Annotated in this window: 7 protein-coding genes; all 7 read left to right on the plus strand. The window is 61.8% G+C overall.

Annotation, left to right across the window (positions count from 1 at the left end; all coding sequences use genetic code 11):
* The first annotated feature begins 2 nt into the window (after positions 1–2).
* Genes BDE40_RS06050 through BDE40_RS06080 form a run of 7 tightly spaced genes read left to right on the plus strand, consistent with a single transcriptional unit; the run spans position 3 to position 14,371 of the window.
* A complete protein-coding gene (locus BDE40_RS06050; protein ID WP_134013524.1) occupies positions 3–827 on the plus strand; it encodes a phage baseplate assembly protein V in 825 nt (274 codons plus the stop codon).
* Positions 827–1,225 (plus strand): GPW/gp25 family protein, encoded by a 399-nt coding sequence (locus BDE40_RS06055; protein ID WP_121020628.1) that lies wholly within the window; start codon positions 827–829, stop codon positions 1,223–1,225. The genes BDE40_RS06050 and BDE40_RS06055 overlap by 1 nt, the downstream gene beginning before the upstream one ends.
* A complete protein-coding gene (locus tag BDE40_RS06060; protein ID WP_134013525.1) occupies positions 1,225–2,433 on the plus strand; it encodes a baseplate J/gp47 family protein in 1,209 nt (402 codons plus the stop codon). Before BDE40_RS06055 ends, BDE40_RS06060 begins: the two co-directional genes overlap by 1 nt.
* Positions 2,430–5,432, plus strand: a complete 3,003-nt coding sequence (locus BDE40_RS06065; protein WP_134013526.1) for a baseplate J/gp47 family protein — start codon at positions 2,430–2,432, stop codon at positions 5,430–5,432. The genes BDE40_RS06060 and BDE40_RS06065 overlap by 4 nt, the downstream gene beginning before the upstream one ends.
* Positions 5,425–7,059, plus strand: a complete 1,635-nt coding sequence (locus tag BDE40_RS06070; RefSeq protein ID WP_134013527.1) for a hypothetical protein — start codon at positions 5,425–5,427, stop codon at positions 7,057–7,059. Before BDE40_RS06065 ends, BDE40_RS06070 begins: the two co-directional genes overlap by 8 nt.
* 13 nt (positions 7,060–7,072) lie before the next feature.
* Entirely contained in the window at positions 7,073–10,459 is a 3,387-nt protein-coding gene (locus BDE40_RS06075) for a hypothetical protein (RefSeq protein WP_134013528.1), read from the plus strand.
* A gap of 15 nt (positions 10,460–10,474) precedes the next feature.
* Positions 10,475–14,371, plus strand: a complete 3,897-nt coding sequence (locus BDE40_RS06080) for an eCIS core domain-containing protein (protein ID WP_134013529.1) — start codon at positions 10,475–10,477, stop codon at positions 14,369–14,371.
* Positions 14,372–14,386: the final 15 nt, after the last annotated feature.

Here is a 14,386-nt window from a genome sequence, read left to right on the forward strand (position 1 = left end):
CAATGTCCGAAATATTCCAAGCCCTCGAGAGCACGATCCGCAAGCAACAGCGCAGCTATTTCGGCAAATACCGCGCCTTCGTAGCCGATGTGGAGGACCCCGACCTACGCGGCCGCTGCAAGCTGGTGATCCCGTCTGTTTTGGGCACCGAGACCTCGGACTGGGCCTTGCCCGTTGTCCCTTATGGTGGCGGCGAAGGCTTCGGCATGCTCGCCGTGCCGCCTGTGGGATCGCAGGTCGTGGCGGAGTTTTTGGAAGGCGACGCCGCCAGCCCGATGTGGACAGGCACGTTCTGGCGCACGGGCGGCGAAGTGCCCGAGGAATATTCCGACCAAGCGGTGAAGCTGATCAAGACCGAAAGCGGTCATGTGCTGTCGCTCGACGACACTGACGGCACCGAGGTGTTAACTCTGAAATCCGCCGCCGATGCCTCGATGGTATTGGATCAGGACGGCTCCATGATCCTGACCGATGCGGCGGGTGCGACGGTGACGCTGGACGCCGCAGGCGGTGAGTTGACGGTGGCCGATGGCAACGGGAACGAGTTGGTCATGACCTCCTCAGGCATCACCTGCACGGATGCGAATGGCAATGAAATCAGCATGTCAGGTGGCGGTGTTGAAGTAAAATCCTCCGCCACAGTGAATATTGAGGGGTCCATGGTGACTGTGGCCGGATCAGGCGGCGAGCCGTTGATCAAGGGCTCCACATTCCTGTCGCTGTTCAACGCGCACACCCACAACGCGACCTCCATTGGCGCACCGACCTCGCCGCCGCTGGTGCCGCTCACCCCGTCCGTTTTAACCACGAAAAGCACGGCCAGCTGATGTCACAATACGAAAGCACCCTGCCGCGTGTCGGCTACATGGCCTTCCCCTTCCGCATGACGGAAAACGGGGCCGCACAGGTCGCACGGTTCGACCATATCCGCCAGCAGGTGGAGCAGGTTCTGTTCACCTCGCCCGGCGAGCGGGTGTTCCGCCCCGAATACGGCTTCGGCGCGCGCCAGCATGTGTTCGAACCGAACGCCGTGGGCTTGTGGGAACTGGCCCAAAACCGTCTTTACGGCGCGTTGTCGGAAGCGCTGGCCGGAGAGGTCGATCCGAAAACCATCCGCGTCGATATCGGAGCGCCACCGGACCAGCCCGAGGTGTTGATGGTCCAGATCAGTTACACCATCGCGGCGCTTGCCCGCGAAGAAACCCATAGATTTGAGGTGACGTGATGGCGGACCTTGCCGCAGCCAAACTGGTTTTCGACGGGACTTGCCCCGATTGCGGAACCCGCGAACAGGTGTTGCCGCTGCCCATTCCCGGTGTCGAGGACGATTTCGACTGGAAGGTGCGCGACTATGACAGCTTCCGGCTGTTCTTGATGCAGGAACTGGCCTCGCGCTACCCCGACCGTCGCCGTTGGACGCCAGCGGATATGGAGGTGGTGCTGGTCGAATTGCTTTCCGCCGCGCTGGACCGTGCCTCCCACGCGCTGGATCGTGTGCAGGCGGAACGGTTCTTGGACACCGCCCGCCGCCCCGGCTCCGTGCGCAGGCTGCTGGCGATGATCGGCTGGCAGGCTGATGATGCCGACATTGCGAAAGCGCGGCTTATGTACCGCCCGCTCGGGGCTGAACCCACGGATGAGCAAGCGTTAGAACAATACTGGCAGCGCGTCCCTTCAGCGATGGAGCAAGCCCGCAAAGACGGCCCCAGCCAGATCGCAGCACAACACCGGATGGTCACCTTGAACGACCACAGCGCGACCGTGCAAGGCCACCCGCTGGTGGCACTGGCGCAGGCGCGGCTGGTGTGGTCGGGGGCGTGGAACTCGATTCTGATCGCCACTTTGCTGGAGGATGATCTGCCGATGGATGCGCCCTTGCATGACGGGGACGTTGATGCACCCCGCCCCAACCGCCTGCGTGCGGAGCTTTGGGAGCAGATCGTTGCATTCCACTCCAACCGCAATCTGGCGCTGCCACCTATCGGGCCAAAACTCACGGGTCGTGCCATCCTGCGGGTGCTGGTCGACGCCTACCGGATGATTGGCTCCGAGGTGTTCTTGGAACCCGCCCGCGCAGCGCCGATCAACGTCACCCTGTCCGTGCGTGCAAAACCCGGCTTCTTCCGCTCCGAATTGCGCCAAGCGGTTGCCGAAGTCTTCACCTCCGACCAGGGCGGTTTCTTCGAGCCGGGTCGCTTGGGGTTTGGCGAGGCGCTTTATGCCTCCGACATCATCGAGGCCGCGATGCAGATCGAAGGCGTGGCCGTGGCGTGCCTGAACCGCTTCCGCCGTGTCGGGCGCAGCTTCGAGGATCGCAGCGCCGAAGGCTTCATCATCGTCGACCCAGACACCTATGTGCTGTGTGCCGGTGACGCGCATGCCCCAGAACGCGGTGCGTTCCGCATCACCGTCCAAGGGGGGGAAACCGGATGAGCCACCTGATGCCCACCGACCTGACCCGCTGGAACCGTGCAGGCATGAGCCGGTTCGACTATGTCGACGGCGACGCCGCCATCTGGCTGGAACGCCTGCGCGAGATTTTGACGGGGCTTTACGCCAAAGGCGTTCCGGTCGAGATGCGCCAGCCCGAGGCCTTGCGCGACCTGTTTCTGACCGAAACCTCCGATCTGGAGCGCGCCGAAGTGGATGTGGAGGCGCTGCGACGCTCCTTGGTCTGGCAGCGGCTGGCACAGGCCTTGCCTCCCGCAACCGAGGACGGCGTAAAGCTGGAAAGCCGCGGTCAGCGAGGGCTGCGTGTTCGTGCGCAATATGAAGCCGGAAGCGACGGCGACTACGCTTGGGACATTTTGCGCGCCTTTGCGCGGGCCAGCCATGTCACGCTGGGCCACCTGAACGCCTATGCCAACGAAGGCTACCTGCGCACGGCAACCCAATGGGACAACCTGCGCCGTCTGGCCGCCTTGGTGAACTACCAACCAACGCCCGCCGCCTCTGCCAGCACATTGGTCGCGTTGGAGTTGAAGCCCGACGCCGGCAGCACGGAAATCGCCGCTGGTCTGGCGATGAAGCACACGCCCACCACCGGAAAGCCGCTGGTCTTCGAAACCCTTTCCAAACTGCTTGCGCATCCCGATCTGAATGCCGCCCGCGTGGTCAGTTGGGACGTGAACACGACACCCCTGCCCGTGCAAAACGCCGACTGGCTCAACCCCGACGCGGACGCGATCAGCCCCGGAGAGCTGGCAATTGTCGCGGGCCATGGGAAGGGTCAGGTGGTGACCCTCACAGATGTCAGAGACCAAAGCGAAGACGGCGATGACAGCATGCTGAGGCTGACCTTCGCGCAAGGTTTGGCGCGCCGCCCGGAAACGTCGCGGGCGATGCTTTGGCGCGATCCGGCGGACGTGCTGCGCGCCTTACCACGCAGTACCGAAGATACCAGAATCGTCGAGCTGGAGCGCCCCAACGCCTTGCAGAAAAGCGACCTTGTGGAGCTGCGCGGCGGGACTACATCGCGCATCCTGCGCGTCGTGGACCGCAATGAAAGCCGGGTGACCCTCGCCTTGCCCAAAGACGTGGACCTGCCGGATGAGTTCGAGCTGGTCCCGCTGACACCGCTGGCCAGCGTTAAGCCGGGAGTGTTTCAAGGTCCGACCCCGAAGATCGACCGCATCTTCTATATCAATGGCAGTGACGTGGTGGCGCAGATGTGGGGCGACGACACGGACGATCTGGAAGGGCTGGAGGTTATCCGCGAAGGCGTGGGCGAGGTCCGTTCGGACAAAAGCGGCGCACCGCTCGTTGGCTACACCTTCAAACCACCCCATCGCCCCGATGTCGTCTACATGCGCTTGCAGGGCGAAAAAACCGTATCGGCCAAAGTGGTGAAAGACCCGAAAGTGACGGGCGAAGACAGCGCGCGCGTCGCGTCGTTTCAAGGGGCCTTGCCCAAGGGTTTGAGCCGTGGCGCATATTTCATTCGCCGCAATCGCCGCGACGGGGCGATGCAAGCGCTGCGCGTGCGCGGATTGCGTCAGGACAAGGGGCAGTTCCACGTCGAGTTCGACGCCAACATCCCTGCCCCGCACCAGTCCGAGTTCATCGGCCCACTCCAAAAATCCCTGCGCCCCGACGGCCATGATTACAACCCTGCGCCTTTTGGTAATCTTGCTCATTTCACGCTTGAAAACATCTCCGACGCGGCGATGGATATTTTGCGCCCCGGCCGTCCGCTTATCATCAGTGATTCCGTGACCGACGTGCAGGCCAGCCTTGCCACGATCAAGCCGCTGGGCGGCGGGCGCGTCGAAATCAGTCTGGAAATTGCAGGCTCCATCGCGCCGATGACCCGTGGTGACACAGTGTTCCAACTGAACGCAGTCACTGCCGGTCATGGCGAAAGCAAAGGGCCAAAGACGCTGGGCTCGGGCGATGGTGAACAGATGCGCCAAAGCTTTCTGCTGCAACTCGCCGATATCAGCCACATTGCGTCCCCCGTGCCCGAAAGCGGGGTCATGCCCGCCTTGGAAGTCGCCGTGGAGGGCGAGGTTTGGCCTTATGCGGATTACATCAATCCGGCAGCTGACGGGACCCGCAGCTGGTCCTCGACCTTGGGCGAGGACGGTTTTCTGACCATCCATTTCCGCAGGCGTCTGCCAACCGGCAGCAACAACGTCACCTTGATGCGGCACCGTGTCGGAACCGGTGCGCGCGGGTCTGGCTTGCCGCCCTTTTCCTTGGTGGAACCCTCGAAGAAGCACGCCGCCGTGAAGGCGGTTTATCAGCCTTTCGCGTCGTCCGGTGGTGCGGATCGCGAGCCGGTGGAGAGCCTGCGCACGTCCGCCCCTGCGCGTCTGTCGTCAAACGGGCGCGCGGTATCCCTGCGCGACACTGAAATGCTGTGCAACCGCCATGCCGCCATCTGGCGCGCCCGCGCGCATGAGGTGGCTACGGCGCGGCGCACCCGTCTGGTGCGGCTCCATGTCGTGCCCGCAGGCGGTGCAGAGCTGAACGAGCAGTTGAAACTGGACCTGCAAGAGGCGCTTGGCGGTCGGGTTTTGCCGGGGGTCACGCTGGCATTTGAACCCTACACGCCGCTTTACCTACGTATCTGGGCCGACATTCGCGCTGATCTCACGTCCTATGACGCAACTGACATTGCAGGCGCGTGTGACGCCGCCCTGCGCACCCGCTTCGCCTTGAAACAGCGCGACTTTGGCCAACCTGCCTATATCTCTGAAGCAATTGCCGCGCTTGAAGCCGTCACCGGTGTCGCCACAAGCATCATCACCCGTTTCGATTACGGCCCGAACACGCCGCGCAACTTGCCGCGCGTGATGGTCCGTGACGACCAGATCGTCACGATCTTTCCACGTGCCAACGAGGTGGCCCATATCGGCGAGAACTCCGCTGCGGCGACCCTCTCCGGCGCGCCTTCAATTTCCGTAAATGTGCGAGGCCTCCATGACTGAGAACATCAACGACCTCCGCTCACGGGCCGGACGCATCCTCTATCGCGAGTTACCCGAAGAATACCGGTATCGCGACACCGGTCCCGAAGGCGACTTCGGCGATCTGGAAGCCATGCTTCACGGTTTTGGCCACCTGCTCGACCATATCCGCGCGACAACCGAGCAAGCCCATGCCGACAGTTTCGCCGAACCCTTGGATGACGGGCGGGCAATCCAGCCTTGGGTTGTCCCCTATCTGGCGGAGCTTCTGGGCGCAGAGCTGACCGCGCCGGACCCGGTGGCACGCGCCAACGAGTTGAACAACTCCGTCGCGTGGTTCAAATCGAAAGGCACCTTGTCGTCAATCGACGATATTGGCGATGTGGTGGCCCGCACCGAAACCGTTGCCAAAGAAGGCTGGCGCATGACCGCGCAGACGCCGCGCATGGATTTGCCGCCATTCACGCAACACCCCGACGCGGCGCAGCCGTCCAACGTCGTCACGCCGGATTTCCGCAAACTTGACCGCGCGGTGGTGGATGAGGGCGGGTCGAACCCGCTCCACCGGCTCAAGGCCGACCGCCACGACCCCGATGCGCGCGACATATATTGGCGCCCGCTGGCACCGAACGGTGTTCCCTGTTTTCCGCGCGCCTATGATGACAGCACCGCGCGCAGCCCCGATTTGCGTGATCCGGACCGTGTGCGCCGCATCGGCCCGCACCCGCGCCGCACCTTGATCCATGTGCGCCCGCCACAGGGGATATTCCACAAAGCGTTGCCAGAGGTGGTTTTGGGGCAGAAGAAACTCAACGCATTGCTCAAGGAAGGTTCTGTCGTTCGGGCAGAGGACCTGTTGCCAATGGAGCAGTTGGGCGACGGCATCACCGGGCCTGCTGTTATTGCGAAGACGCCCGCCAAGCTAAACCTGCCAAACCGCGCGGTGACGTTCGAAGGCATCCGCTTTGTCAGCGACAAGGGCAATGTCACGCTCAAGGGCGCGGCCAACACCAATGTAACGTTCATTGATTGCGCCGCGCACACGGTGCAACTGACGCTTCCCAAGGTGCGGGGCGTGAGCTTTCGCGCAGTCAATTCAGTGTTCGAGTTGATCCTCGCTGACGGGCGTCACGGGCAAATGGAATACTGCACCGTCATGGAAGGCGCTGAATTTGCGCGGCTGGATGCGTCGGACTGCCTATTCGTCTCGCTCGTCGATACGCTGATCTGCGCCGATGCGGAAACCCCGCCCAGTTGCATCCGCTATTCGCGGTTTGCCCGCCGCGATGAAGGCAGCAAGAAGTCGCGGCGCTGTCTGGATGCGCGCGGCGGGTCGAACACCACCGCCCTGCCGCAATTCATCGACCGCTGGCACATCGACGGCAAGGACTGCGTCAAACGCATCGCCCGCTATGGCGAGGCAGGATACGCCGTGCTCGACACCGACACCACCGCCGCCATCACCGCTGGCGCGGAGGATGAGGGCGAGATGGGCGCGGGCCACGGGCTTTACCACGCCGCCAGCCTGCGAGCGCTCAAGAACAAACTCGAACAATTCCTGCCGCTCGGACAGGAGATCGCCATTTTTTACGACCCCATGCTGGCCATGAGCCCACCCATTTCGGGCTCCGCCGACAGCGACATATAGAGAGGGATTTCAGATGAAGGGTTCTCATTCAAGGCTCAGCTTCCGCGAGGAGCACCGCTATTCCAACATCGCCCATGTCCAAGGGGCGATGATCACCGATGCCGATTTGACCGAGGCCGGACAAATTCACCAGGACCGCGACGAAGCACAAGGGGCGGCCTTCGCAGGCTCCGGCGTGCCTGCGGTCGGTGGTATGCTTGCGTTGGGCAAGGAAGATGAAGTGATGCTGCAATCCGGCACCGTCTTTGCGCAAGGCAAACAAGGCCATTTCCGCCTTGGGGATGTCGAGAAAGAGGGCGTCGACCTGTTCTCGGCCTTTGCGGCACAGGCCGACCTGCCCAACGGCCCGCCCCCCACCAACGGGTTGGTCTATGTCGACCTGTGGGAGCGGCCAATTATGGCGCATGAGGACCCGTATCTGGCCGATGCGGGCCTGCACGGCGCGGAGACGTCGTATCGGACCCGCACGATGGTCCAGCTGAAATGCCTGCCCGAACTGGGCAGCCTCGAAGACTTGCCCAAAGCGCTTGGCCAGCATCCTGCCTTCAAGGCCCGCGGCACCGCTGTGATGTCGCTGGAGCTGGCTCAAGCCTCGACCGAGCTGGACGCCTGTGACCCTTGCGCCGATCTGATCAGCATCGACAAGGTGCTGCCGAACGCGCTGGTCCGCATCGAGGTCGTCTCGGTAGAGCGCGACAAGCGCGGCGAGATGACCGCCATCCGGCTGGCTTGGTCCTCCGAGAACGCCGAAGCGGTGGAGCCTCTGGAAACGCGCGCCGCGCTGGAGCGTGACAACGCGGTTTACGAGTATTTCTCCGAGACGACCGAGGCGCAACTTGGCTACTTCAACAGCGACCATGTCGCTGCGCGCGGGGCGTTTACCACCGATTTACGCTCTGACACCCCTAGCGATGCAACACTTCCCAAGGACACGTCCGAGCTGGGCTATACCCATGTGCGCCGCTGGGACGGCATGGTGCGTCTGCCGCTGGACACCAGCACGCGGCCCTCCGGCCCCAGTGCCGCCAGCGCCAAGCCACGTGTCAGCACCCGTGACATTACCCTGACCACAGAGTTCTTCACCCTGACCCTGACGCATCAGCGTCGTGAAATGGTTGCGGGTGACTACTGGCTGGCCGAATTGCGCCGTTACGCCCCCGAAGACGCGCAGGCGCTACTGAACGGCGCGCCCTTGGGTCGCGCGCAACCGCCGCTTGGCCCGATGCATCACTTCTGCCCGATTGCCCTCTCGAATGGCGAAACCTTGGAGCCGCTGCCGGACGCCCTGCGCCGCCGTTTGTCCTTCCCCACCCTCGCCGATCTGCCGGCCAGCCATATCAGCTATGACGCGGACCCGAATTGCGACCTGCTGGGCGAGACGCAAACCGTGCAAGAGGCACTGGACCGCGTCTGCGACATCGACGCCACCCATGTTGCCTTCACTCCGTCCGACGAGGAATGCGAAACCTTGGGCAGCGCGCGCTCGGTTGACGAGGCGCTGAACGCGCTGTGCCGCGCCGACGACAACAAGCAGCTGCAACTGATGATGCGCACGATGATGGATTGGGGCGTTGTCTGCGGCCTGTCGGTCGAGCTGGGCGACGGCACGATCGAGATCAGCGGCGGGGTTGCCCTTGACCGCAACGGCATCCTGCACGAACGCCAGCGCGACCAGCTACAGCTGTCAAAGTTTGACGAAAGCCAGCTTCTGCCTGACGCCAAGTCTTTCGTAGAACTCCAAAAGCGCAACGTCGAAATCTGTCTGTCCTTGGGGGTGCGCGATGGCCGGACCAAATATTTCCTGTCCCCCGCAGCACTGGCCTACCGCACATCCGACTTGACCCTGTCGGATCAGGTTCAAAATTGCCTTGAGGGGCGTGGCAGCCTGACCCAAAGCGAGCTGTTCGAGAAATTGCCGGATCAGAAAGACGCCGTGGAAGTGCTGACCCTGCTTCACGTCTGCCTGCGCAACAACATCCGCCCCCTTCCCGGCGCGGAGCTGAACAAATCAACCATCAACGTCGCTCAGAAAATCCTCGACGAGTTGATCGAGGAATACCAAAAACGGCTGTCGGAAGCAGGCGATCCCTTGGCCAAACGCAAAGCCGAAGAGCTGCGCGAGATCAACGCCGCTTTAGACAAGGAGCTGTCGAACGGCCCGTTGCAAGGCACCTCCGGCCAACTGGCCTTGGTCAGCAAAACGCTGGCCTATGCCGCGATCATGAAAAAGGACGAGGAATTCCGACTCGAATGCCTCTGCGACCGCGTGGTGCCAGCCTGTCCGGACATGGTCGAAGGCTGGACCCTGATCCCCTTGGCCTGCGTGGAATTGTCGAACTACAAACCGGGCAACATCATCGCCAGCGAGATCTGCATGATGTGTTGCCGCAAGCAGGCCAACACGCCGCGCAGTCAGCGCTACTATAACGGCGACTTGATCGGCACGATCCTGTCGGGCTTCAAGGACCTTTGCACCGAGGAAGTTCTGCGCGCCGACAATGGCCCGTCGGGGCGTTTACGCGCGTGGCTCGCCGCCGCTGGTCCCGCCCCGTGGGATCCGCCGCAAAAAACACCGCTTTGGCCGATCAAGCCGACCTATGGCGCAACCAACTACCAGATTGGCGGCCCGTTCCATGGCGGTGGAAGTGGCGCTGCGGTGCTGAACGAATGGCAACGCGGCTACAACCCGCCGATCCTCGATATCACGGGGATGAAGAACGACGAGGCGATGAAAGAGCTTAAAGAGGCGGGTTTCGAACTCGCCGAGAAGCTTGATATCGGCGATGTGGCGTTGTTGGTCGAGATGGCCGATGCCCGCCGCCCGCTGCTCAATCGCCGTCCCGGACGGGGTGATCGGGTCGTTCTGCTTGAACGCGAAGGCGTCGCGGTCGAGTTCGTGGTGATCGAGCAAGCCCCCCCTCTTTTCAAAAACCGGTTTGCCGAACTTGGAGGCCTGCTCAAAGGCAACACAAGCAAACTGGCCGACAAGCTGAAGGGTGACCTTGGCAAACTGTCGCAGGACCAAGACCGGCCAATCCTCGATATCGGTGAAAAGGGCGGCAAAAATCAACCCAGCCCGGGCACCAAAGACCTGCCGAAAGGGCGCGATCTGGATATCTCCGGCATCAAGGACGTCGACAAGAAAAAGGTGATCGAAAAAAAGCCGGTTATTATCAAAAAAGCACCCGAACAGGTCCTCAAAGGCAAGCTGGACATCCTTGCTAAAAACCCGTCGCGCCTGAAGGTGGAAACCAAGACACCGACGACCAAGGAGAGAGAACAGGACGAGGCTCCGGCAAAAGAGAAGATCGTCAAAACGCGCACCCAAACGACGCGCAAGGGAATAGGCACGCGCAAGCCGCGCGGGGTCACTCGCAAACCGCGCCAGCCGAAAAAGTAAGGTGCTGGCAGGGTCATGAAAACGAAGGCGCGCACAGTCACTAGAACCGCCCGTTCCTCGCGGCCCATGGTGCCTGTACGCAAACCTCAGCCTGCGATCCTGCGTCCTGCGCCGCCTGTGTTGAGCCCCAGTCTGACGGTGGGTGCGGTCAATGATCCGGCAGAGCGGGAAGCCGAAACCATGGCTGCGCGCGTTGTCGGCGCAACACCTGCGCGCGCTGCCCCTGTTGCCGTCGCAGCCCCCGCAACGGCCGCAGCCCTCCGGCGCGACGCCGAGGCCCAGCCGAACCTTGACGAGCTAACCCCCGTTCCGGCCCCTGCGGACCAACAGGATTTCGACCTGCCCGCCGAAAATGACGTGGCCACCGAAGGGCTGGACGCCGCTGATATGGGAGAGCTGGAAAGCGGTGCGCCCGTTGACACGGGTGGCGCGCCGGAGGGCGAGCTTCAGGCCTCCGCATCGCCCATTGCGGTCGTCGGGCGCATGGGCGGTCCCGCCCCGCCTGATGTGTCGCGGCTGGTTGCCAATCCCGGCCCCGGCCGTCCGCTGCCAAGCGGCGTGCGCACGCGGGTCGAGCCGCATTTCGGCACCAGTTTCGAAGATGTGCGGCTGCATGACAGCCCCGCCGACCAAGACGCCGCCGCGCGCATCGGCGCGCGCGCCTTTGCCCATAAAAACCGCATCTGGCTTGGCCGTGGCGAAAGCCCCACCAATACCCGACTGATGGCGCATGAGTTGACCCATGTGGTGCAGCAAACCAAAGGTGCCGAGGCTCTACCTTTGCGCCGCGAGCCCGTCCGGCGCGAGGAAGCGGCCCCCGAGGCCGGAGGGTTCGGCAGCGGCGCCATCGAGGCGCTCGCCCGCTACGTTCCCGGCTACACGCTGATCACGGTGATCATGGGCCGCACGCTGTTCTCGGGCAAACGGGTGCTGAAAACCGCCACCAACCTGCTGGGTGGCCTCTTTGGGCTGCACCCGCTTGGCACCGTCCTGTTCGACAAGCTGCGCGAAACCCGCATGGTCGAAGAGGCCTTCCAATGGGTGCAAACCCGCCTTGGCGATCTGAACCTGACGTGGTCGCGCCTCAAGGGGGTGATCGCCAAGGCGCTCAGCCCGCCGCTTTTGGGCGCGAAAGAGTTCATCATGGAGCAGTTCCTGCCCCTTGTGCGCGACATCGGCACTTTCGCGGTGGATGTGGGCAAGAAGGTGTTGGAATTCACCGTGCGCGGCGCATTGAAACTGGCCGGGCCTTACGCCGACAAGGTCTGGGCGATCATTCAGCAAGCGGGCGACGTGCTGGATTTGATCGTCGAGAACCCGTTGGCGTTCGCCAAAAACCTGATCAAAGCCGTCGTCGGCGGCTTCATGAAATTCGGGGCCAACATTTTGCAGCACCTGAAGAAAGGTCTGCTTGGTTGGTTGTTTGGGGCCATTGCGGGCGCAGGAATTACCCTGCCCGCCAAGTTCGACTTCAAAGGGCTGATGTCGCTGGTCATGCAAATCCTCGGCCTGACCTACGCCACCTTCCGCGCGCAACTGGTCAAGCAACTGGGCCCATCAGGTGAGCGCAAAGTGGCGTTGATCGAAAAATCAGTCGAGATCGTGCGGGTCCTGTTGAAAGAAGGCTTCGCGGGCATCTGGCAGAAAATGTTGGAGATGATCGAGAACTTCAAAGCCACCCTGATCGGCGGCATCTCTACCATGGTGATCACGACGGTGATCAAGGCAGGTATTTCATGGCTGGCAGGCCTGTCCAATCCTGTGGGGGCCGTGGTGAAGGTGGTCTTGGGCATCTACGATCTGATCGTGGCCTTCATCGAGCGGCTGCAACAGATCATGGATGTGGCGCAGTCCATCTTCTCGTCTGTCGGGGCCATTGCCCGCGGCCAGACGGAGGCGGCGGCCAATTTTGTTGAACAAACCATCGGGCGCACGGTGCCAGTTGTTATTGCCTTCCTCGCTGCCGCTTTGGGATTGGGTGGAATATCGTCCAAGATCAAGGCGGTGATTACCAAGCTGCAAGCACCGGTGAAAAAGGCCATGGGCAAGATGATCTCCTTTGTGATCAAGAAGGCCAAGGCGCTGTTTTCCAAACTCATCGGCAAGCTGAACGGCAAGCGCAAACTGCCCTCCAAAGCGTTCAAGATCGGGCGCACGCCCCACACGATATTTGGTAAAAAGGTCGGGCGGAAGGTCGAGGTCTACATGGCCAGTGAGGAAGGTCCGCTGAAAGGCAAAGGCCCCGCCACCAACGCCGCGACCAAGGATATCGACGACAAAACCGCCACCGAGCGATCCAACAAGTTGGAGAAATCCAGCAACGAGTCCACCGAGGAGACGAGTGCGGAAACCAAAGGGATCGACCCGCAATCGGAAAAGCAAAACAACAAAACCAAATTTGCCGCGCTGCATGCCGAACTTGAAGAGGCCGCTGCGGAATTCGAACTGTTGGGTCGCGACATTGAAACCGACCCGTTCCTCGACACCGATGGCGATGGCCAAGCGTTGCTGCGCGCGAAAGAGCCGCGCTCCGAGACTTTCGAGGGTCAGGTGGAAACCTATAGCAAGCTGACCGATGCCGCGTCCAAGAACGATCCCAAAGAGGGCTATCGCCTGTCGCGGTTCTACGAGCTGGATCACACCATCGAAAAGCGCTTTCCCTTGGGCGTGTTCGAGCAACTGCACACGCTCAACGACCTGTCTGCCACCCCGCAACCCGACACCCATTTTCTGCGTGCGTCGCGCAAGGCCAAGGCTGAAAAAACCGGTGTGAATCCGTTGCCCGGCACCAGTCTGGATGCCAGCGTTCAAAAAGGCGCCGCCCCTGTGCTTGGGCTGCTCAACAGCAAAGCTACCGGTGACAAAATCGGGCCGGATGCGGGCGGCTTTCCTGCCATCGCGCTCTATCACCGCAACCACATCAATCTTAAGGGCAAAGGTCTGCCGAACGCAGCCGCCATTATCGCCAGTGCAATGAAAAAGAAGACCGTCCCCGAACGGGTCAACGATGTTAAATCCGCGATCAGGGCGCAGCTGAACGCCGAGGCTGCGGAGGTTCAGAAGATCTACAATTCCGACCCCACCGCGACCGAGACCGTGAAAGCGAATGTCAGCAAAGGCCTCGCCAACCTGAAGGCTCAAAACATTGAACTTTACGGGCTTGACCGCATCCAGCCCAAACGCCCCGAACACGAAATCGACGAGGTCACCGCCAAAGACGGCAGCGACATCTATTTCGAGGGTGGTCAGGCAGGCGGCGACAACCTGATCAAAATTGAAGGCATTGGCAAAAAATACGGATCGCGCACCGCAGGCTTGGGCGACTTTATCGAGTATGACCACATCCTCGATAAATCCTTCGTTCATGCGGCCAAAACCCACAAAATCGTCGACCCAAACGAGAAGCAGACGGTCAAACTGGCCTCGGACAAGAACGCCACGACAAAGCTGCAATCGCGTCTGGACCGCTTGGCCGAACTGGAGGCGACACCGCTATTTGCCGACAAGCCGAAGATTTTGGGCTATAAAGACGATGACGGCTTTGCCGTGCCAATCTACCGCCCCTTGGCGACCGAGGTGACCTCGGCCGTCAAGCACCCCACCGACACGCAAACAGCACCGGTGGACACCAAGGGCTTTGCCAACGACGCGGCAGCGTATGTCAGATCGGGTGTCCCGCAAGCCCGGCTTGATTTTGTCGCCAAGAAGCGTGTCGCGATCCAGCGTGTTTTGGAAGCGCGCACCACCACCCACGCCGATGCCGTGCGGGAGGTGTATTTGCCAGAGGTCGCGAAGGTGAAAGCGATCAATACCGACGCGGCCGGTGCCGACCGCAAGATGAAAGTTGTTTTAAAGAACCTGTATGTTTCCCTGAGAAAAGCGGACTCCGAGACCGTTAAGCTCTTCCAATAAAACAAAAGCAATTTG

The sequence above is a fragment of the Litoreibacter halocynthiae genome (genome assembly GCF_004365635.1).
Classification (GTDB): domain Bacteria; phylum Pseudomonadota; class Alphaproteobacteria; order Rhodobacterales; family Rhodobacteraceae; genus Litoreibacter; species Litoreibacter halocynthiae.

Bases quoted from the DNA above. Each gene is read 5' to 3' on its own strand.
- BDE40_RS06050 (WP_134013524.1), top strand. From the start codon at position 3: ATGTCCGAAATATTCCAAGCCCTCGAGAGCACGATCCGCAAGCAACAG.
- BDE40_RS06055 (WP_121020628.1), top strand. From the start codon at position 827: ATGTCACAATACGAAAGCACCCTGCCGCGTGTCGGCTACATGGCCTTC.
- BDE40_RS06060 (WP_134013525.1), top strand. From the start codon at position 1,225: ATGGCGGACCTTGCCGCAGCCAAACTGGTTTTCGACGGGACTTGCCCC.
- BDE40_RS06065 (WP_134013526.1), top strand. From the start codon at position 2,430: ATGAGCCACCTGATGCCCACCGACCTGACCCGCTGGAACCGTGCAGGC.
- BDE40_RS06070 (WP_134013527.1), top strand. From the start codon at position 5,425: ATGACTGAGAACATCAACGACCTCCGCTCACGGGCCGGACGCATCCTC.
- BDE40_RS06075 (WP_134013528.1), top strand. From the start codon at position 7,073: ATGAAGGGTTCTCATTCAAGGCTCAGCTTCCGCGAGGAGCACCGCTAT.
- BDE40_RS06080 (WP_134013529.1), top strand. From the start codon at position 10,475: ATGAAAACGAAGGCGCGCACAGTCACTAGAACCGCCCGTTCCTCGCGG.